This window comes from Bacillus sp. XT-2, assembly GCF_025696525.1.
In the GTDB taxonomy this organism is placed as follows: Bacteria; Bacillota; Bacilli; order Bacillales; family Bacillaceae; genus Bacillus; species Bacillus halotolerans.
The window spans coordinates 463,369-483,189 of sequence record NZ_JAHVOC010000001.1 but is presented as its reverse complement, the minus strand read 5'-3'; the positions used below and the strand labels follow the sequence as shown (position 1 = coordinate 483,189).

Here is a 19,821-nt window from a genome sequence, read left to right as displayed (position 1 = left end):
TCACTCTTTAGACAAATTATAAACACGATACTCACAAGTTATCCACTTTTTGGTGTGGATAACAGAACGATTGTTCTTATATGCAATTCATGGTAGATTAAAGATAATCTTCAGCTTCAGATGAACGCAACCTATAAATGTATGTCACAAAGTCATGAATGATTCCAACTATGAAGGAGGTGTCTCTCCCATTAATTGGGTTCCTAGCATGAGAAAATTGTCTGATGAATTATTAATAGAATCTTATTTCAAAGCCACCGAAATGAATTTAAACCGTGACTTTATCGAGTTAATCGAAAACGAAATAAAAAGAAGATCGCTCGGACATATTATTTCCGTATCTTCTTAATAGGAATTTGTCTATTTTTTCCGGGCGTATTTCCTTTTTTTACTCAGATGACTGATATTATATCACTTCAGTTACGCGCTTTACTACTGTTTTCAGCAAAAAACACCCCTAAAAAGAGGTGTTTCCAGGGCTGGATTTCATGTGAACCAATACACTCCGCCCACAATCAGGAGAACAACAATCAAAACAACGATAAAAGCGTATCCGTATGCTCTGCTTGCGCCATATGGCCAGCCGCCGAAAGGATACGTGTATAAATAACCGCTGTACATGTGAAGCGCGCCTCCTTAAAAATGTTTCTATAACAGCCTATGTAGGAGAAATAAAACGGCTTAGGCCTTTGTCCGGATCAGCGCTTCAGGACCTGCCCATCTTGTATTCCTTCATAAACTACCCTTGCCCCTTTAGGTGTCATATGATTGCCTGAAGGATCTATCAAGCCGGATTGGATAAGTGCTTCATCAGTAGCTTTTCCGCCGTCTGCTTCTATAAAGTGCTTCCAGTTGTCTACGAGAGGCACATTCATATGTTTCGCGACATCTCTTGTAATATCATTGTATGAGTTATGCCACTTTCTCGCCCCGCCTTTTGATTCAAAAGCAGCCGCTTTATACCTGGAATAGTAAAAGAGGTGATGCTTCCCGTTTCCTTCAATAATAGGGATACACGTCATTAAAACAGGCTTGATGCCGTGTTTTCTGCTTTCTTTTATAAAGTAAACCAGATTCTCTCTGAAACGCAGCTTTGACACTCTTGGCTTTCCTTCAGCCAGAATCCCAGCGTCATTAGTGCCAAACATAATAAAAAGATGCTTAGGTTTTTGATCGAGTACATCTGTTTGAAACCGTAAACGGGCATCTTCAGTCGTTTGTCCTCCAATTCCTGCGTTGAGGATATCAAGATTCCCGCGTTCAGCCGTTTTTAAAATATTGACCCACTGCTGCGCTTTTGGATAGTCACGATAATCCCAATTAGAGCCGCGTGTATTGCTGTCACCAAATGCTACCACGTCTTCGTATCCCTTTCCTTCACATCCTGCTGTAACGAACAGCAGAAGGAAAAGGATGAACATATACTTCATCTTTACACCCCCAAAAGCTTCATCTTTATGTTATACCTCTGTTCTGTTTCATTCAACGCAGAGTTTTTTCGTTATAGCGTTCTCTCTATTGTTAACGTGTCCCTCTCAACTAAAATCATTCTATTTCCAGTAAGGGATGAGATATCTATTTCAGTTCCCGACTTTTTCTGCGAAAAAACACTTCAAAGAGTTGAATGCAATAACCTGCTTCCGCCAGAGGAAACAGGCTACTGATTACCTCTGCATTTATTTTAATTTCGCTTTAAGCTTGGCCTTTGTTTTTGGTCCGTAGATACCATCAGCTTTTAATCCATTCATCAGCTGAAAACGTTTCACGGCATTTGCTGTTTTCGGTCCATAAATGCCGTCAATACCGTTATTCTTCGCGCCTTTATCGGGGTAAAAATGAAGGGCGGCTAAAGCCTTTTGCAGCTGAAGAACTTTAGTGCCTTTTCTATAAGGCGCAGTGAGTTTTATTACTCCTGAAGGCAGAGGATAAGATTTGGGTGATTCTTTAGATGGCGTATCAGAGGAAGAAATTCCGTTTTTGAAAGCACTCCATTGATGTAAGAGTTTGCGGGGACATTCTTTTCCAGACCATTTTTTGTGGGGAACAACACGATCCAGCGAAATATTGTGATCCTTCATTAATTTTTTGATCAGCCACTGCGCATTAGCTACTGCTTTGTCAAAATCGCCGTCTGCATTTTCACAGATTTCAATCCCGATTGATTTGCGATTCCCTGTCCCATTGGTGCCGTCGCCAGCATGCCACCCGTTTTCAGTAAGAGGAAGATGCTGATAGATGTCTGAATCGTCTACTGTAAAATGCCAGCTGACAGATGTACTTGGGTTTTTCACATAATCAGCGTGCATTTTTGCATCGGCACCTTTGGCGGTATTTGCTGTATTGTGCACGGTAATATATACAGGTGTCATCGCATAGCCGGGACGGTTATCGTTTGATTTTGGTATAAAATCCTTTTTTATCGCTACCATTTCTATCCCTCCCTACTATTAAAGAATGCAGCAACAAGAGAAATGGACAGCCTATTTTACTAGATAAAAAAGAATTGTATTTCCCCCCACTCGTATTACAGTTGAACCACCGAAACGGTACAAGTTATACTAACGTAGATGCCGGAGATTCTGCCTCCTGACATCGCCACAAGTGTTGGGAGTGGATAATTGATATGTTAAAAAAGACTTTAGGTATAATCTTGATCATCGCCGTTATTGCAGTCGGGTTCTATCAGAAAGAAGCTTGGCTTGATGCTATAAAAGCAGGCGGATTGATCTCCGTTTTATGTAGTATGCTGCTGATAGCCGCCGACGTCTTTTTCCCGATTGTGCCGTTTGCAATCATTGCAGCTTTAAATGGCGCTGTGTTCGGAATTGCAAATGGTGTTTGGATTACACTGGCCGGTTCAATGCTCGGCACGATATTGCTGTTTTTTCTCGCGAGGTACAGCTTTCGAGATTGGGCCAGAAAAAAAATAAAAGCTTATCCTGCTATACAAGGCTACGAGGCTTCATTCGATAAAAATGCGTTTACTGCAGTTTTATTGGGAAGGCTTATCCCTGTTATCCCTTCTCTAGTCATGAACGTTGTATGCGGACTAAGCAGTGTTCGGTGGCATGTTTTTTTCTTCGCCTCTTTAATAGGAAAAATTCCGAACATTTTAGTTGTTACCATTGCCGGCGCCAATTTCTCCAGCAACAAATTATTATCTTTCAGTATTTACGGGGCCTACGTTCTGATCCTGATGCTAATCATATATATAAAGTTTCCTCATCTGGTGAAAGCGTCAAAAAAATAAGGTCGTCCCGCTTTGCCCCCCTTACTTTTTTTCTGCTGCATGTCCTCCAAATTCATTACGGAGCGCAGCAACGACCTTTCCTGTAAACGTATCGTCTGTTAACGAACGGTATCTCATCAAGAGCGACATCGCGATCACCGGAGCTGCTGTCTGCAGATCTAGTGCCGTTTCCACTGTCCATTTCCCTTCCCCGGAGGAATGCATGACGCCTTTGATCTGGTCCAGCCTCGCGTCTTTAGAAAAAGCTCGCTCAGTCAGCCCCATAAGCCACGACCTTATGACAGAGCCATGATTCCATACCCTTGCAACTTTCTCATAGTCAAATTCAAACGGACTGTTTTCCAGCACTTCAAATCCTTCACCAATGGCAGCCATCATTCCGTACTCAATGCCATTATGAATCATTTTCAAAAAGTGGCCGCTGCCCGCTTCTCCGGCATATAAATATCCATTTTCTACAGCAGTATCCCGAAACAGCGGCTCCGCGATACGCCATGCTTCCGGATCTCCTCCAACCATATAACAAGCCCCGTGACGCGCCCCCTCCATACCGCCCGAAGTTCCGGCGTCGAGATAATGAAGACCGGCTTCTTTCATTTGATTGTAGCGCCGGATCGATTCTTTATAATGAGAATTTCCAGCCTCAATGATAATATCCCCTTCGTTTAATAACGGTGCCACATCACTCAGTACAGCATCTACAACGCCATGCGGCACCATCATCCACAGAATTCGCGGCGTATCTAATAATGAAATCAATTCTTTTATATTTGTTGTCCCCTCAGCCCCATAAGATATCAGTTCATCAACAGCCGCTTGATTCACGTCATAACCGATTGCTTGATGATTGCGGTCGATCAATTGCTTTCCTATGTTTATGCCCATTTTCCCTAAGCCGATCAATCCTATTTTCATGTGAGTTCCTCCTGGTTGTCTAAACTCTAAAGCCATTACTCTTTATGTTCCCTGTGAACTGCTATGTGATACGTCCTGTTTTCTCAAATAAAAAACAAAAGCGGGCCGCGATCAGCAAGAGTGATTCCTTTTATCCCCAGTAACTTACTGCTCCGTGTTATATCGTTTCTGTATAATCTTTATCATAAAGAAGGCTTGATAATCATTTGGCGGCTTCATGTATGACAGCAAAAATCGCGGAAACATTCTTGATTTCCTCTCTATTTAAGTTAAAATATGGGAAGGGAATTCAACTTATTTCTAGCTAAGAAGGTGAAAACTTGCAGGATCAAACACAAACTATAATTGGAATTACGAAAACCGCGAAATGTTTATTATACGTTACATTTGCAATCATCGGTCTTCTCATTGGTTATTTTTTTCATCAGCTTGCGAAATGGGCATTATCTCTGCCCTGGATTCCATTAGAAGGCCCTCTTCGGCTTGTTGCCTCTTTTCACGGATCACCGGTGAAGTTTATCACCGCGCTGCTTGGCCTGATTGCCGGTATATGGTTCGCTCATTCAATCATGAAATTGCTATTAACTGTACACATTACAGACGACTCCGTGGAATTAATGAAAGGCAAGCATGTTCAAACGATCAACTCCGGAGACATTGCTCTGGTATTTATTGATCATAAACGGCTTGTCCTCTTAGGAACAGACGGATATGAACTGGCACGTGAAGAAATAGATGAAAAACCTAAAATCATTGAACAGGCCTTTAAAAAGCACCATTACGTGTGGTCGGCTGAAGGAGACCCGTTTAAAGATAAATTTAGACGATGGGTACCTGAATCACCCGATCTCTCTCCAAGCGCTCATGCTATATTGAAGGCTCGTCAGAAAGCACTGAAAGAAGAGGAAACAGACGACATTGAAGATTTCCGTCTTGAACTCGCAAAGATCGGAATTGTTGTACGTGAAGAAGGAACACGCCAGTATTGGCGAGAAACAGAATCGTATCCTCCTCAGGAGAATCAGCCTAGCGGCAAAATAGGATCATAGCAAAAGAGGCTCAGAATTGAGCCTCTTCTTTTATCACTGAACAATAAACAACACTTTGGTGCCATCTGGATAACTGCTCATTTGATTTCCTACCCATGAACCGGCGCCGCGATTATCAGAAGGCGTTACATATCGGACATCGGCTCCGGCACCTCCTTCTTCACAAACTGCCATCGGCCATTCATCCCGATCGTAGCCAGGCTTCGTCGGAATTCCTTTTAATGATTCCTCCCGCCTTTTGTCCGCTCCATCACGATCAATTGTACATATATCAGAATGTCCTTCGGCAATCGCATCTCTTATATGATCCCCGGTTTCCGGATAACGAGACAACGGAAAATATAAAACTTTGTCATATAAAGCAGCCCCCTTGACCTGTTGCGGAGCCGTCATATCCTTTCCCAATAAACCAAGAAAAACTGCTGCCGCCAGAAGAAGCATTGCCATCCATCTTTTCATCCTCATCCCCCCATACAGTTTCGTTCATTTAAATGTATGGGGGCAGCGTAAAGATTATTTTAAAAAACAAAACCTAAGCTCCCCATTGAGAAATTTCCCGGTACAGACACAGACAGCCTTCCGATCACATACATTGACATATAGGCTTTTGCCTACATAATCATGTGGAGGTGACGATGGTGACAGGTGTTTTCGCAGCGCTCGGTTTTGTAGTTAAAGAGCTTGTCTTTTTAGTATCTTACGTGAAAAACAATGCCTTTCCACAACCGCTCTCAAGCAGCGACGAAAAAAAATACTTAGAGCTCATGGCTAAAGGGGATGAACATGCCAGAAACATGCTGATTGAGCATAATCTTCGCTTGGTCGCCCATATTGTAAAAAAGTTTGAAAATACAGGTGAAGACGCAGAGGACTTAATCTCCATCGGAACAATCGGGCTGATCAAAGGAATTGAAAGCTATTCTGCCGGAAAAGGGACAAAACTGGCGACGTATGCTGCGCGGTGTATTGAAAATGAAATCCTCATGCATTTGCGAGCATTGAAAAAAACAAAAAAAGATGTGTCCCTTCATGATCCGATCGGGCAGGATAAAGAAGGGAATGAAATAAGCCTGATCGATGTCCTAAAATCAGAAAATGAAGACGTGATTGATACGATTCAGCTCAATATGGAGCTTGAAAAAGTGAAGCAATACATTGACATTTTAGATGACCGTGAGAAGGAAGTGATTGTCGGGCGGTTTGGGCTTGATTTAAAGAAGGAAAAAACGCAGCGTGAGATTGCCAAAGAACTCGGTATTTCGCGCAGCTATGTATCTCGGATTGAAAAGCGGGCGCTGATGAAGATGTTTCATGAGTTCTACCGGGCGGAAAAGGAAAAGCGGAAGAAAGCGAAGGGGAAATAATGCAGAAGAAGCCGGATCTAATATGCCGGCTTTCTCTTATTCATTTACATGCTTCTTTTAAAACTTTCGAAACTAATGGAGACAGAATATACGATAGAGGTATGAAAATGCTTCCAGCTAACCGCTTGTCTCACTCTCTCAACTCGTCAGCACTGATAAGCTCAATTATCATTTCCGAGAAAGACGGTCAGGACCTTAGCAAACTTAAGTCCTTTACTCGCATTCTCCCTCAAGCGATTCTAAGTCGGACGTTCTAAAAGCTCGTCAGAAAATCGTTCATGCCTCAGCACATCCTTAGTCCCTGCTTTCTTATGCAGTCCTCGATCTGGCTGTCAATACTCGATTCCTCGATCCCTTGATCCCTTGATCGCTTGTTCCTCGGTTGATACCCTTACATATATTGCTATCACCCTGGATCTTCTTCCTATAACGTTTTATTAAATATTGATAGCAATCGTTAATGCATTTGTCAGCTTGCGGTCCCTCGATGATTATTACCTTCATAAAATGCATCACCCCTTGGGTAATGCTATGTAATAACTGTTTGTCCTAATGAAGTGATTTTCAATGAGTGGAGTGTAAAAAAGCAGTAAAAAAACTAACGGTTTTTCACTACACTCAATAGGTCCTCACATGGTAAATCCTCATAGCATTTCCATTTTCCTCTCTTATGTCTCTTAAATTTTCACAGACAGATAAAAGGTTCAAAAATTTAACTTTGCAAGGTGATTACATCGGCAGAAATTTTAGGATATATTATACATATGAGAATGAATCTTTAATAAGAGGAAATGAATTTCCAGTACGAATTTTCATTTTGGGCTTGCTGGGTACACTAGGTATCATTTTATTAGCAGGTGTAGAATAGGGGGAGATGCATAAATGAAAAATATTTTTAATCAATTGCATTTAGAGGAAATTTTAAATCGTATTGACAAATTAAGCCCAATTTGCAAGCCTAAATGGGGTAAAATGGATGTTCTCCAAATGTTAGCACATTTCTCATCCTTTCAAGACATTCCAATGGGACTTTCTTTTCCAGCGAGAGGTTGGTTAGGAATATTAATAGGAAACTTTGTGAAACCAATTTTTTATAATGACAAGCCATTAGCCCAAAATATGTCCACGACTCCTGACATTTTGATAGTAGATGAAAAAGAATTTGAAACAGAGAAGGAAATACTGAAACAAAAAATTATAACTTTCCAAAGTAATGGTCCAGAGAAGTGTACGACTCATCCACATCCTTTTTTCGGTAAACTTACTTCTGAGCAATGGGGAAAAGGAATATACAAGCATCTTGACCATCATTTAAAACAATTTGGAGTTTAGTAAGATTTTAGAAATATAAATAATGATGACCAAACAGAAAAGTAACAAAATGCTTTAACTGCTTAGAAATAAAAAATCATTCTATTGTTAAAAATACAATTCTTTCTTCAACTAAAGAGTAATCCCTGCTTTCTTTATACAGATTTCGCTCTAGCTTTCGTTACTTTATCACTTGTTCCTCGGTCGATACCCTTACATATATGGCTATCACCCTGGATCTCCTTCCTATAAAGTTTTATTAAATAATGATAGCAATCGTTAATGTATTTGCCAGCTTGCGGTCCCTCGATGATTATCACCTTCATAAAATGCATCACCCCTTGGGTAATGCTATGTAACAGCTGTTTGTCCAAATGAGGAGATTTTAAATTAAACTACAGTGTTATTAAACGTTTCAATGTATATGCAGAAAATAAAAAACACCGATAATTTGAAACAATCGATGTTTTGTTGAGACATTTCTACACTCCTTAGATCCTCAATAGGAGAGATTTTATTTTCTAATCAAAGCCTTAAATCAAAATTAGCTTATTATCGTTTACAAAGATTTATTCTCATTTTAAAAATGAAGTAGCGTTTTTATTGCCAGTTATTAATGCAATTTCAACAATACAAATTTTTGTTGAGGGGACTATTTAAGAAAACAGAAGTAGGGCAAAAATTAGAAGAAACCCTGGTATATAACAGAATACTGCCCCTATAGTAAATAAAAAAGCTACCACATTGGTAGCCTGATCTTAAAGTAACTTGCTTTTCGAATTAAGATTATCCTCATACGGTAGGTATTAAAATAACCAGTGATAAACAAAAAATTCCTCTCTTGAAAAGTTTGAGCTTAAGGGCTTGTATAGGTTAAAGAAATCATTAAGTACACTTTTTCGTCTGAACGGTTTATGTACGTGTGAATCTCTTCACCTTTAAATTTAATGACATCCCACTTGTTTAGTTGGTGTTTTTCCTCTCCAACTTTCATTTCCAATTGACCATTTAATACAAGTACGATTTCTTCAGATCCAGCCAAATGTGACTCACTGTACTCACTGTTTGGATCGATACATGCTCTATACCATTCAACCGTGCCAAGTGCCTTAAACAATGGGTTGATAAACCAATCATTATTTTGTCCCGCAAAGTGATGGGGAGGCACAAATCGGTGTACTTCAATTTCCTCTTCAAAAGTTAGTAAAGATGCTAATGGAATATTTAATCCTCTACATATTTTCCATAAGACATTTATTGTTGGGTTCGCTTCGCCTCTTTCAATTTTACCTAGAGTTAATTTACTGACATTGCTTAAGTTAGATAACTCTTCCAAGCTAATTTTTTTACTTCTTCGAATTCCTCTAAGTTTAATCCCTACCTGATTGGATAAGTCAATATTTTCTTCCTTCACTTTTTCACACCTTTCGCATTGATTCTATCAACAAAATATATTATAGTATACCAAAGATATAACTATAGTATACATTCAAACGAAAAAGTTAACTATATTATATCAAACAATCATCTAAAATCATAAAAGGAGCGTTTATAATTATGAAAAAAAAGGGAAACATTTATATAATTTGGAGCATCTTTTCTTTGTTTGTTATATCCATGAGCTTACGTGCTTCCATTACATCAATCTCTCCAGTTTTAAAAACTATTCAGGCAGACTTACAAATGTCTAATGTTTCGGTTAGTTTACTTACAGCCCTCCCAGTTTTTTGTATGGGGGTATTTGCTCCTGTGGCTGCAAAGCTTAGTCAACGATGGGGAATTGAATTGACCATTGCATTTTCAGTCTTATTAATTGGACTAGCAACAGCGTTGCGCTTTATGGCAACCTTCCCTTTTCTATTATTAATGACGGCTGTACTTACCGGAATTGGAATTGCAATAGCCGGTCCACTTATCTCTGGATATATAAAAAAACAATTTCCTAAATATTCATCTTCAATGATTGGTGTTTATTCAGCTGGCATGGGCGTTGGAGCATCCTTAAGTTCTGGGTTGGTAGTGCCCGCTATGCATTCTTTTAATAATTCTTGGAACATCGCTTTAGCAATATGGGCTTTATTCGCTGGAATTGGAATAATTGTTTGGATGCCAATCATTAAAAAATCTAAACTAAAGAAAAGTGTAGAAGGGGAGTCTGTAAAACAAAAAAACCAATTACCTTGGAGAAATCGATATGTATGGCTGCTAATGGTGATTTTTGGCCTACAGTCTGGCATGTATTATTCTTTTGCAACATGGCTAGCTCCAAAAGTACAAGAAGTAGGTTTTAGTGCCACATATGCAGCAACAACTGCTACTGTTTTTTCAATCATACAGATGATTTTCAGCTTCATCATCCCTATTTTAATTAATAATAATCCAAATAGAAAACCTTGGATTATTCTATGTGCTTTATGTTATTTTATCGGGATAATCACGTTAATAGCTGGAAGTATTTCACCCATTATTAGTGCTATTTTGACTGGGATTGGTGCCGGAGGGTTATTTCCAATAGCGATGATCCTTCCTTTAGACGCAACAACTACACCAAGAGATGCTAGTCAATGGACTGCTATGATTCAATTCGGTGGTTACATTATAAGTGGCGCTGTCCCTATACTTGTTGGGGCTGCAAAAGATATAACAAACTCTTATAATTTTGCATTCTTTTTATTACTTTTTATTTCAATCATATTAATGCTATTAACTTTAAAAGTTAGAAAGAAGAAAGAATCTAATTTTCAAATAAATGAGTTGAAAACAACAAGCACGTAATATTTTTAACACTTTAAAAACTACCTGAAATAATAAACCCAGCTTCTATTGTAAAGATGAAGGTGGGTTTATTATTTGGAAAATTACTCAAAACTATGTTATGCACCAACTCGATCTGCGGCAATTTTGAATCCATCCTTATCCTTAAGCAATTCAAAGCCGGACGTTCTAAAAGCTCCCCAAAGCTTCATCGGCATACTTCAGCACATCCTTAGTCCCTGCTTTCTTTATACAGGCCAGGCCTCTATCTGGCTGTCGATGCTTGACCCCTTGATCGCTTGTTTCTCGGTCGATACCTACATATATCGCCATCATTCTTTAAGCCAATATGTTTATTACTTACTGTTCTCCCTCTTCATGGGATGCAGCTAGCGAGTAATCTTACTCCATTTTCAATTTCTTCAATTGATAATCCACCAAATCCCAACATGATATAGGAATCATTTTCGGGGTTTGGATTAAGCCAAAACCTTGACGGAGAATATACTTTGACACCTTTTTGGAAACCAGCTTCGATCAACTCGAAGGCTGTTACGCCTTTTAGTTTCAATAAGATATGTAAGCCTGACTTTTCTCCAACAATTTTTACTTGATTGCCCATATACTGTTCAATGCTCCTTAACAGAGTCTGATGTTTTCTTTGATAAATCTTGCGCATTCTTCGTATATGCCTCTCAAATTCCCCGGATTGCATAAACATGGCCATAGCCCTCTGAATAATAGGAGAAGCAGATTGCTTGTAAGCTGCGAACTTTCGTGAATATTGAACCATTAGAGAGGATGGAAATACAATATAACTTAATCGAGCTGAAGGTAGAAATGATTTAGAAAATGTACCTAAATAAATAACCCTTTCCTCTTCATCCAATGATTTCAGTGAAGGAATCGGCTGTCCCCTGTATCGAAACTCGCTGTCATAATCATCCTCAATAATGTATCCCCCAGTTTGATAAGCCCATTTTAGTAAACGCATTCTTTTCGATATGGACATAATCATACCAAATGGAAATTGGTGAGAAGGCGTTAAATACACTGCTTTTGCCCTGCTCATTTGAATATGCTCCATTGACAATCCGTCCTTCTCAAGAGGAACTGGTTCAATTTGGCATCCTTGGTCTTTTAAGACTGATCGAACTCCACTGTAACCGGGTTCTTCCATGGCCACGTTTTTTTCCTGAAGTGCTAAAAGACGGCAGATTAACGCCATGGAGGCTTGTGTTCCGGCCGTTACAAGAATCTGTTCCGGTGTAGAGCGTACCCCTCTGGATTGCAGCAGATAGTTTGAAATCTCTCTCCTCAATGCAAAGTCACCCTGATTTTCTCCATAATGAAATACTTGATCAACTGCGTCTGACAGACATTTTTTCCACTGCTTCAAGGGAAACTTCTCCAGATCGATGTTTCCATATTTAAAATCCACAAGGACCTCGCTTGATTGTTTACTTTCCAACCTAATAGGATGTTCCACAACAATCGGATGTAGTAAAGGTTTCTCAATCTCAGCTACCCATATTCCACTTTTAGGGACACTTTCTAGGTATCCCTCTGATTGTAGCTGCTGATATGCTGTCTCAACCGTGTTTCGGCTAACCTTTAAATGAGCCGTTAGCTGACGAATTGATGGCATCTTCATTCCTGGCAAGAGCCTACCTTCCTCAATTTCATTCTTAATCCAATGATACAATTGACTATATAACGGCTCAGACGACTCCCTATGTAAAAATGGGGTAATTTCCACTGTTAACCCTCCATCTGTCCCTATTGTTTTTTTAAATTCTGTCACTTTTATTAGGTACAGAAATTCTCTAAAATGATTTTATCATTTATAAAGAAAGTTGGGATAAAAAAATGCATAATATCCGCCAATAAAATTAGTATGTACAGATAATAAGAGGATTGATTTTACTCAGATACGATCGGTTAAATTGTTTGGATTATTCTTGAACTAGGTACTTTATTGGGAGAATTCTTACGCTGATGGAATCCCCAAAAGTTAGAGAAATCAATCTTATTAAACATTCAATGTAATATTAACAAGCATAAGTTCCCTACTTCGTGGGTTGATCTAAGAAAGGATATGTTAAGTATGCAAATTAACCAATTTGGACAAAAAATCGGTGAGCCAGTTGAGGGCTATCAGCATCCACTAGTTCCAACAAGAAACACAATAGCAGGAAAATACTGTACGTTAGAAAAGGTATCAATGAAGCATTTTGATGATCTGTACAAAATTGTTTATGGACCCGAGAGTGACGATAAACAATGGACCTATCTGCCAACCGAAAAATTTACAAGTGAAAAGGAATTCGAAATTTTCTTATCAAAATTAATAAAATCAGAAGACCCTTTTTACTATGCAATAGTTGACAATGACAGTAACGAAGCACTGGGCTCTTTTTCACTAATGAGGATCAATATCGAAAATAGTTCAGTGGAAGTTGGACATGTAATATACTCTGAAAGACTAAAAAAAACTAGAATTGCTACTGAAGCACAGTTTCTACTGGCGCGTTACGTATTCGAAGAGCTGCACTATAGACGTTATGAATGGAAATGTGATAGTTTAAACGATCCTTCTAGAAAGGCAGCTCTAAGATTGGGATTTCAATATGAAGGAACTTTTAGGCAAGCACTTGTATACAAACAAAGAAATAGAGATACAGCTTGGTTTTCGATAATTGATAAAGAATGGCCCAATATAAAAAATCGGTTCGAAAAGTGGCTTTTGGAAAGCAATTTTGATGAATATGGAAATCAAATTTCAAAACTAGACAACCAGTTTTGAAACGAGAAATTTCTTTATCCATTTTTATGATGTTTCAAAACAGATCCGCGGCTTTTTGCTCTCGAAGTTTTTTCATGGCCACCGGGCGTTGCAAGTGGGACTTCCCCTACAGATTTGACTCCACCAACCGTGGCAGAAATCGGTAGCACCTGGTATGGAGCTTCATTTCAACGTACTGGTGTTAATACAGAGTGCAAGCTTCTGATGCTTGCACATGCATTTGATTCGTGGAATACTATCAGAGTCACACTGAAAACTGACGCTCGTAACATACGTTCACGTTCTGCTATACAAAGGCTTGGTGCTACTTTTGAAGGCATTCGCAGGGCACATCTCCCTGCAAGTAATGGTAGCATTAGGGATACAGCTTACTTTTCAATCATTGCCGAGGAATGGCCTGCTGTCCGCACAAATCTCAAAGATCGGCTTGAAAAATATAACTGAGTAAAGCGAACGAGAATCAGAGTGTAATGAACATAAGCCGGAGCCTCTAGTTGAACAGGAATCCGGCTTTAATGAAAAGTGGCTTAGCGTGACAGGAAATTTGACTTTTTTAGTTTGAAGTTAAGCTTTGTGCAAAAAATCCATGTTTCCTAATGTCACTTTTAATATTTTAGGATTTGGAAATAAAAACAATCCTATGACCCCTTATACATGTATCTCGGCTGAACCCCAAATAGACTTTGTTCCGTGGTCATGTATCTGTTGAAAAAGCTGAATCTTTTTTGGCTTCTTGTACCTTTTGGGTACTAAGCACAAAACTTACGATTGCTGCAACGCTACAAACATATGGAAGTGAAGAATATCCCCAATTAGATATGACATAACCCCCAATCATTGAACCAATGGTAATACCAATATACAGAGCTGTATTATTCCATGCCATAACAATTCCTCGTTCTTTTGGATATTCCACTGCTAATCTTGCTTGGTATGATGTAAATCCTGCATACCCAACTAAAGCCCATATAAAAAGAAAGAAATAAATCCAATCACCAGATGAGAAGAATATCCCTAAACAAATGAGTATTAAAATTAACAATATTAGCGTAACCTTCGAAATTTTCTCTTCTCCAAATTTATCTGTTAATTGCCCACTTGTAAGGCTCCCTAAAACAGCACCGACACCATAAAAAGCAACAGCTAATGCGATTTCTGATGACGAGAATTTATTTTTAGAGTAAAGAGCTGCACCTAAATAAACATAAAGGGTATACATTGAAATCGCCCAAATGGTAGTAACACTTACAGAACCAAGTATTCTTAGCAGATTTCCTTCTAACAGGTTTCTTGTTAAACCATTTTTAGGAATAGATTCCCATGTTTTAAAATTCACTGCCGCCAATACGGCTCCTATGATTGCCATTACAACAAATACTGAGCGCCATCCAAGAAAATGCTCTAATAACGTACCGATTGGCGCTCCTGCCCAAAGAGCCGTCAAGTGTCCTGAGACAACAATCGAAAGCCATGTTCCTCTTCGGTTAGGCGGGGCAGTATCTCCAATGATTGCGTATATCAAAGGAGTGATTGAAGCAACGGATAAACCAGCTAAAATACGGCTAACAATCAACCATAAAAATGAAGGAGAAAATGCAGTTAGCATATTAGAAATAGCGAACAGCAATAAGCCAAATGTAATCAATGTTCTCCGTTCTTTGATATCTGAAAGCCAACCGAAGCAAGGAGCCGAAAAAGCATATGTAACTGCAAAAACAGTTACCATCCATCCAGTGGTTGATGCACTAACTTTATATACTTCCGAAATAAACGGTAATAATGGGGATACCACAAATAAATCAGTACCCATTAGAAACAAAGTTATCCAACCAACGCTTAAACTTATCCTCCCTTGCAACTTCATATAATCCCCCATATGAAAAAATATTTTTACATGTATATTCTCTAGGGGGCATAAAAGAACTTTATGTAAGTGGTACACCCCCATAAAATGAGACAAATAAAAACACCGATAGTTTGAAACAACCAGTGTTTTCTCGGACAATTACTTCGGCCATTAGGTCCTAAGTAATTTTGAAGTCATTCATTACATCTTTTTACACAGTTTTATATTTTATGCACAAAAATGGGTACAAGTTCAGCAATCATCCAAAATAGAAATAAAAGGTCTGATCACCTTTCTCTTTATGCATAACTTGTTCTGCAGCAATTTTAAAATCACTTTTGAAGCACTGTCTTCATCTACGAAGTGAGTTTTTAATGAGCTAATCCTCAAAACCACTTAATTCACCATCGACAGATTTTCCATGAGAACTAAAAAGTTATTGCGGTCTCACCGAAAATTTAAATTGCGGTGCCCTATTGCCTTTTTCTCTCCCCAAAAGTAAAGGTTATTCCTCAAGGATTTAAAGGGGGGATACTAATTATATCGCATTTGATTCCATTGTTTCTGTTGATATCAAATAAAAAAACCTCCATTTCTGAAGGAGGTTGAATGTAATATTATCAAGTTTGAAAACGATCAGAGGCAATATGAAATGTGTTTTGAGTTTGATTTTCTGTTAAGTTGGATCCGAAACTACACACTAAAACAAGTGACAAACCCAGGATTAGGCATACCTTCTTTTTAAAAGTCATACAGGCATTCTCCCCTTTGAATTTGTGTTTGAGTCTCAAGCATTTTCTGATGATATACATAGGATGTTTCAAATTCTTTTGAGTTTGCGTAAGCAGCTGCGGTCTCACAGGCAATGTCTTCAATATATGAATAGTTCTTATTTTTTTCTAAGTATTCTATTGTTTTATTAACACCTTGTTGGTCCACTGCATCGACATAAAGAGCTTTTAAATATCCCTGTAATTTTGCGAAAAGCTCATCACCTTGATAAAGAGCTGCTGACAAACCTTTCTTACTTACTTGGATAGCCTCATTCATTTTTCCTTGTTTAAAAAGGATTTTTGCATAAGAAAATAAAGAATGTGGCAAGTTTGTGAGCTTTTCTTTTTCTGTAATCTCCACTGCTTGCTTTATGTATACTTCCGCCTGCTCGTAATCACCACTATCAGCAAAATTAGTGCCTAAATTATATAGTGCAGAACTAATCAACCTTTTGTTATTCAATTCCCTAGATAACTCTAATGCCTTTTCAAGATGCGGCTGACTTTTTTCGTAATGTTTAAAATCAGTATAATTCCCTGAGATAACAAACATACATTGAACTTTTCGCACCTTATAAAGTTCATATTGATTATAAATATCCAATGCTTGTTTAACGTGATGCATAGACACCACATGACTTTGCTTCATACCATAATATGCTTCAGCTAACTTAAAATGAAACTCTGCCCTTTCGATCTCATCAGGGACATGTATAAGCTGCTTTTCAGCTTCTCTATAATAGTAAATAGCTTTCATGTATTGCTTCTTATCAAACTCGTACATCCCTCTGAAAAACAGAGAATAATACGACAAAAGACCAGATATGCCTTTATTTGAAGTCTCAATTTTTTCAAGAAGTTCGTCAATAGTTGGTCTTATACGTGTTGTTACGGGTTCCAAATAATCTAACATGAGTTGATGACGGAATTTCATTAGGGAGAAGTAAATGAGTAAATACTCATCTTCCTCCATCCGTTGGATTTCTTGCTCCACCTCTGCCTTTAAAATCTCTGCATCCGGGACACTAAATTGACGTATCATTTTATACCATTCATTGATCTTTACGCCAACTTCTGACGATGATAAAACCGGATTCACAGGACCCCTCCTTTTATGTCTTTTTATGTAATATTCTAACATTTCAAAAAAGTGTTTGAACCGCAAAAAAACCGCAAACTTTTTCTTCGGTACCTTTGATATGATTAACCAAGATAATTTTAGGCTCGTTTCTCTCCTCTTACATTATTGAACATAAAAATATGAGTATGTCTTGAAGAGATTTCTTCGCTTCTTTGTTCTAATTTCTTAAATATAAAAGAGAAGGCACATCTCTGCTTCCTAAACTTATTCCCACAAAAAATAGGAGCAGTTCACATGTTAGTTACTGCTCTACATAGTTTATTCCCCGTTAATTCGTTTTACAATGTATTCAGCATCATTTCCTACGCCTTGAAGCAATGCTGAACCTCGCCTATGCTGCCAAGGCAAACCTATAAAGTACAATCCTTCTACAGGTGAAACACCTCTATGATGTATGATTCGGCCTTCTTTATTCAAAACACCTTTTATATTTATCCATTTAAGGGGATTCCTAAAACCTGTAGCCCAAATAATATTGTTTACTTCTAATGAAGATGAATCTTTAAAAATGATTTCATTTTGCTTTCCAGCTACGACTCTTGTTTTTAACATAATCTCCCTCTGTTTTATTGCGTGTTTTAGTTCATACCCAAATATTGGATCATCTTTCTTTTGAATGAATTTGCCTAATATCGATGTATGACTTGCATGTAAAACTCCTAATTTATCAAACCACCAAAAGATGCTTCTTTTTCCGATCATTAAAGGCAAATAAACAAGTTTATTACTACAGGCTAAATATGTAACTCTTTCTTTGGATAATTCAACAGCTATCTGCGCACCACTATTCCCCCCACCAACTACTAGTACATTTCCATGTACCAATTGTTTTGAATTCTTATATTGTGACGAGTGTAGTTGATTAATATTATCAGCTAAACCTTTTGATATTGATGGAATATTAGGGGTATGAAAAGGACCTGTAGCAATGACAAGATTCTTTGATTGATATTCTCCCTGATTTGTTTTTATTAAGAAATAATTCTTTGATTTTAGAACACTTATTACATCTGTCTGTAATTGGATTGGAATATCAAATCTTTCAACATATTTCTTTAGATAAGCTACAATTTCATCTTTTGAAGGAAATCCGTTTTTTTCTCCTTCAAGATGCATCCCAGGCAAAGAGCTATACATTCGAGAAGTAAATAAAACCAATGAGTCATACCGTTCTTTCCAGCTCTCCCCAACCCCCTGACTTTTATCCAAAATGATAAGCTTTTGGTCGGTCTGCTTAAGATAATATCCTATTGAGATTCCTGCTTGACCAGCTCCAATTACTATCGTGTCATACATATTAAGCCTCCCACTAATTTTATTCATACGAGAGATAGACTAAAACTGAACCTCATCAGATAAAAATTTTAATGATGATGGTGGTCATGCGGCTTCTCAATTGTGGCCTGACAAAGGATCGCATTGTCATGATTATGTGCTTCTGTTTCCATTTGAATGGTTACATGCGTAATGCCTTTATGCTCAAGCTCATGTTCAATTTTGCGTAAAATATTTTCACTTTCTGAAATGGTCAGCTGATCGTCAACCACAGCGTGGCAAGAAAGAGCATTTAATCCACTTGTGATAGACCATATGTGTAAATCATGAATGTTTTGAATTCCCTCTGTCTCTTCAATTGCACGAATGATGTCAGTGACATCGATATGTTCTGGAGTTCCTTCCATTAATATGTGAATGGAACTTTTAGTCACATTGTAACCGCTTCTTAGAACAAGAATAGCCACAATCATACTAGCCAATGGGTCTGCCCAGCCCCATCCAAAGAAGATGATAAGTATGGCAGCTAGAATGGCACCTACAGAGCCGAGCATATCGCTTATCACATGCAAATAAGCTCCTCTTATGTTCAGATTATTCTTTGTATCTCCGCCACTCATCATAATCCATGCGACTAATATATTCACAACTAACCCGATAATACTAATCGTAAGCATGCCAGTTGTTGCTACTTCTGGTGGGTTAGAGAAACGTTCGATTGCTTCATAAATGATATAAAGAGAAATAAGAATTAATGCAACACCGTTTATCACAGCAGCAAGAATCTCAAATCGTTTATAGCCGAATGTCTTATTGTGATTTGCCTTTTTTTCAGCTAATGTAAAAGCAATCAAGGCAACCATTAATGAAATTGAATCACTCAGCATATGGCCTGCATCTGATAAAAGCGCCAGACTATTTGTTAAAAATCCACCTATGGCTTCTATCATCATATAACCTGTAATCATGATAAAAGAGATCAATAAAACCTTTTTATTAGCTCCCGTAGTATGATTGTGACCCATAAAAATCTCCTCCTTAACGAAAGTTTCTTGATTCATATGCTTTATTATTTCTTATCTTTTATTGAGCATTCTAACCTGACACTAGAAATATCAATATATGATTACATGCTCATATAAGAATATATATGCTCTTTACTGAAATGTCAAAATATTTATTATAAAAATTCCAATACAGGTTCTTTTGTATTCAAATAAAATCAATTGATGCTTTTCTTAAAAATACTATTGCAACTTGATAACAACACCACGACGACTATCTGATAAGCAAAAAAAGAGGAGCAAACACAAGGTTTACTCCTCTAACAGTCCCAA

The 19,821-nt window shown here is 38.0% G+C and carries 19 protein-coding genes and 3 pseudogenes; 8 read left to right on the top strand and 14 right to left on the bottom strand.

The window, feature by feature from the left end; genetic code table 11:
• The first annotated feature begins 208 nt into the window (after window positions 1-208).
• Window positions 209-349 (top strand): sporulation histidine kinase inhibitor Sda, encoded by a 141-nt coding sequence (locus KXD37_RS02570; protein WP_003226124.1) that lies wholly within the window; start codon window positions 209-211, stop codon window positions 347-349.
• Window positions 350-486: 137 nt separating this feature from the next.
• Here the strand turns inward: KXD37_RS02570 and KXD37_RS02565 are convergent, their stop codons facing one another.
• From KXD37_RS02565 to KXD37_RS02555, 3 genes are all read right to left on the bottom strand, one after another.
• Complete coding sequence (locus KXD37_RS02565; protein ID WP_010335019.1) at window positions 487-621, bottom strand: hypothetical protein; 135 nt, start codon at window positions 619-621, stop codon at window positions 487-489.
• A 77-nt stretch (window positions 622-698) separates the two neighbouring features.
• On the bottom strand, window positions 699-1,430 hold the full coding sequence (locus tag KXD37_RS02560; protein WP_101864558.1) for an SGNH/GDSL hydrolase family protein: 732 nt from the start codon (window positions 1,428-1,430) through the stop codon (window positions 699-701).
• Window positions 1,431-1,676: 246 nt separating this feature from the next.
• Window positions 1,677-2,429, bottom strand: a complete 753-nt coding sequence (locus tag KXD37_RS02555; protein WP_024122121.1) for an N-acetylmuramoyl-L-alanine amidase — start codon at window positions 2,427-2,429, stop codon at window positions 1,677-1,679.
• Window positions 2,430-2,623: 194 nt separating this feature from the next.
• Between KXD37_RS02555 and KXD37_RS02550 the strand changes: the two genes are divergently transcribed.
• A complete protein-coding gene (locus KXD37_RS02550; protein ID WP_024122122.1) occupies window positions 2,624-3,250 on the top strand; it encodes a TVP38/TMEM64 family protein in 627 nt (208 codons plus the stop codon).
• Window positions 3,251-3,271: 21 nt separating this feature from the next.
• Here the strand turns inward: KXD37_RS02550 and gnd are convergent, their stop codons facing one another.
• On the bottom strand, window positions 3,272-4,165 hold the full coding sequence (gnd, locus tag KXD37_RS02545) for a phosphogluconate dehydrogenase (NAD(+)-dependent, decarboxylating) (protein ID WP_263463227.1): 894 nt from the start codon (window positions 4,163-4,165) through the stop codon (window positions 3,272-3,274).
• Window positions 4,166-4,485: 320 nt separating this feature from the next.
• Here gnd and KXD37_RS02540 point away from each other — a divergent pair, with 320 nt between their 5' ends.
• Window positions 4,486-5,214, top strand: a complete 729-nt coding sequence (locus tag KXD37_RS02540) for a hypothetical protein (protein ID WP_106020129.1) — start codon at window positions 4,486-4,488, stop codon at window positions 5,212-5,214.
• Between the two features lie 33 nt (window positions 5,215-5,247).
• Here the strand turns inward: KXD37_RS02540 and KXD37_RS02535 are convergent, their stop codons facing one another.
• The gene (locus KXD37_RS02535) at window positions 5,248-5,673 is read right to left on the bottom strand and encodes a NucA/NucB deoxyribonuclease domain-containing protein (RefSeq protein ID WP_095713328.1); all 426 of its coding nucleotides are present in this window, start codon (window positions 5,671-5,673) and stop codon (window positions 5,248-5,250) included.
• Window positions 5,674-5,849: 176 nt separating this feature from the next.
• On the opposite strand from KXD37_RS02535, the gene sigK reads away from it, so the two are divergent.
• Window positions 5,850-6,578, top strand: coding sequence for an RNA polymerase sporulation sigma factor SigK (gene sigK / locus KXD37_RS02530; RefSeq protein ID WP_174754429.1), 729 nt, complete (start codon window positions 5,850-5,852; stop codon window positions 6,576-6,578).
• Window positions 6,579-6,820: 242 nt separating this feature from the next.
• On the opposite strand, the pseudogene KXD37_RS24065 reads toward sigK, so the two are convergent.
• Window positions 6,821-6,988: pseudogene (locus KXD37_RS24065) on the bottom strand (hypothetical protein); the annotation flags it as partial.
• A gap of 472 nt (window positions 6,989-7,460) precedes the next feature.
• On the opposite strand from KXD37_RS24065, the gene KXD37_RS02520 reads away from it, so the two are divergent.
• Entirely contained in the window at window positions 7,461-7,910 is a 450-nt protein-coding gene (locus KXD37_RS02520) for a DUF1569 domain-containing protein (RefSeq protein WP_188323174.1), read from the top strand.
• Window positions 7,911-8,044: 134 nt separating this feature from the next.
• Here the strand turns inward: KXD37_RS02520 and KXD37_RS24060 are convergent, their stop codons facing one another.
• Both KXD37_RS24060 and KXD37_RS02515 read right to left on the bottom strand, forming a co-directional pair.
• Window positions 8,045-8,215, bottom strand: a complete 171-nt coding sequence (locus KXD37_RS24060) for a hypothetical protein (protein WP_373271221.1) — start codon at window positions 8,213-8,215, stop codon at window positions 8,045-8,047.
• 530 nt (window positions 8,216-8,745) lie between these two features.
• Complete coding sequence (locus KXD37_RS02515; RefSeq protein ID WP_101861070.1) at window positions 8,746-9,303, bottom strand: helix-turn-helix domain-containing protein; 558 nt, start codon at window positions 9,301-9,303, stop codon at window positions 8,746-8,748.
• 143 nt (window positions 9,304-9,446) lie between these two features.
• Between KXD37_RS02515 and KXD37_RS02510 the strand changes: the two genes are divergently transcribed.
• Window positions 9,447-10,664, top strand: coding sequence for a CynX/NimT family MFS transporter (locus KXD37_RS02510; RefSeq protein ID WP_106020130.1), 1,218 nt, complete (start codon window positions 9,447-9,449; stop codon window positions 10,662-10,664).
• A 142-nt stretch (window positions 10,665-10,806) separates the two neighbouring features.
• Here the strand turns inward: KXD37_RS02510 and KXD37_RS02505 are convergent.
• Both KXD37_RS02505 and KXD37_RS02500 read right to left on the bottom strand, forming a co-directional pair.
• Window positions 10,807-10,979 (bottom strand): annotated as a pseudogene (locus KXD37_RS02505) (recombinase family protein); the annotation flags it as partial.
• A gap of 40 nt (window positions 10,980-11,019) precedes the next feature.
• On the bottom strand, window positions 11,020-12,402 hold the full coding sequence (locus KXD37_RS02500; RefSeq protein ID WP_223203882.1) for a PLP-dependent aminotransferase family protein: 1,383 nt from the start codon (window positions 12,400-12,402) through the stop codon (window positions 11,020-11,022).
• Between the two features lie 348 nt (window positions 12,403-12,750).
• Here KXD37_RS02500 and KXD37_RS02495 point away from each other — a divergent pair, with 348 nt between their 5' ends.
• Window positions 12,751-13,449 (top strand): GNAT family N-acetyltransferase, encoded by a 699-nt coding sequence (locus tag KXD37_RS02495; RefSeq protein WP_106020131.1) that lies wholly within the window; start codon window positions 12,751-12,753, stop codon window positions 13,447-13,449.
• A gap of 99 nt (window positions 13,450-13,548) precedes the next feature.
• A pseudogene (locus KXD37_RS02490) lies at window positions 13,549-13,893 on the top strand (GNAT family N-acetyltransferase); the annotation flags it as partial.
• 250 nt (window positions 13,894-14,143) lie between these two features.
• Here the strand turns inward: KXD37_RS02490 and KXD37_RS02485 are convergent.
• The 4 genes from KXD37_RS02485 to czcD all read right to left on the bottom strand — a co-directional run bounded on the left by KXD37_RS02485 (window position 14,144) and on the right by czcD (window position 19,509).
• Entirely contained in the window at window positions 14,144-15,313 is a 1,170-nt protein-coding gene (locus tag KXD37_RS02485; protein ID WP_127696745.1) for an MFS transporter, read from the bottom strand.
• Window positions 15,314-16,036: 723 nt separating this feature from the next.
• Entirely contained in the window at window positions 16,037-17,167 is a 1,131-nt protein-coding gene (locus tag KXD37_RS02480) for a Rap family tetratricopeptide repeat protein (RefSeq protein ID WP_263463226.1), read from the bottom strand.
• A gap of 300 nt (window positions 17,168-17,467) precedes the next feature.
• Window positions 17,468-18,505, bottom strand: a complete 1,038-nt coding sequence (locus KXD37_RS02475; RefSeq protein ID WP_127696743.1) for a flavin-containing monooxygenase — start codon at window positions 18,503-18,505, stop codon at window positions 17,468-17,470.
• 68 nt (window positions 18,506-18,573) lie between these two features.
• Complete coding sequence (gene czcD / locus KXD37_RS02470; RefSeq protein WP_101861076.1) at window positions 18,574-19,509, bottom strand: CDF family zinc transporter CzcD; 936 nt, start codon at window positions 19,507-19,509, stop codon at window positions 18,574-18,576.
• Between the last annotated feature and the right edge of the window lie 312 nt (window positions 19,510-19,821).

Bases quoted from the DNA above. Each gene is read 5' to 3' on its own strand.
- KXD37_RS02570 (WP_003226124.1), top strand. From the start codon at position 209: ATGAGAAAATTGTCTGATGAATTATTAATAGAATCTTATTTCAAAGCC.
- KXD37_RS02565 (WP_010335019.1), bottom strand. From the start codon at position 621: ATGTACAGCGGTTATTTATACACGTATCCTTTCGGCGGCTGGCCATAT.
- KXD37_RS02560 (WP_101864558.1), bottom strand. From the start codon at position 1,430: ATGAAGTATATGTTCATCCTTTTCCTTCTGCTGTTCGTTACAGCAGGA.
- KXD37_RS02555 (WP_024122121.1), bottom strand. From the start codon at position 2,429: ATGGTAGCGATAAAAAAGGATTTTATACCAAAATCAAACGATAACCGT.
- KXD37_RS02550 (WP_024122122.1), top strand. From the start codon at position 2,624: ATGTTAAAAAAGACTTTAGGTATAATCTTGATCATCGCCGTTATTGCA.
- gnd (WP_263463227.1), bottom strand. From the start codon at position 4,165: ATGAAAATAGGATTGATCGGCTTAGGGAAAATGGGCATAAACATAGGA.
- KXD37_RS02535 (WP_095713328.1), bottom strand. From the start codon at position 5,673: ATGAAAAGATGGATGGCAATGCTTCTTCTGGCGGCAGCAGTTTTTCTT.
- sigK (WP_174754429.1), top strand. From the start codon at position 5,850: ATGGTGACAGGTGTTTTCGCAGCGCTCGGTTTTGTAGTTAAAGAGCTT.
- KXD37_RS02520 (WP_188323174.1), top strand. From the start codon at position 7,461: ATGAAAAATATTTTTAATCAATTGCATTTAGAGGAAATTTTAAATCGT.
- KXD37_RS24060 (WP_373271221.1), bottom strand. From the start codon at position 8,215: ATGAAGGTGATAATCATCGAGGGACCGCAAGCTGGCAAATACATTAAC.
- KXD37_RS02510 (WP_106020130.1), top strand. From the start codon at position 9,447: ATGAAAAAAAAGGGAAACATTTATATAATTTGGAGCATCTTTTCTTTG.
- KXD37_RS02495 (WP_106020131.1), top strand. From the start codon at position 12,751: ATGCAAATTAACCAATTTGGACAAAAAATCGGTGAGCCAGTTGAGGGC.
- KXD37_RS02485 (WP_127696745.1), bottom strand. From the start codon at position 15,313: ATGAAGTTGCAAGGGAGGATAAGTTTAAGCGTTGGTTGGATAACTTTG.
- KXD37_RS02475 (WP_127696743.1), bottom strand. From the start codon at position 18,505: ATGTATGACACGATAGTAATTGGAGCTGGTCAAGCAGGAATCTCAATA.
- czcD (WP_101861076.1), bottom strand. From the start codon at position 19,509: ATGGGTCACAATCATACTACGGGAGCTAATAAAAAGGTTTTATTGATC.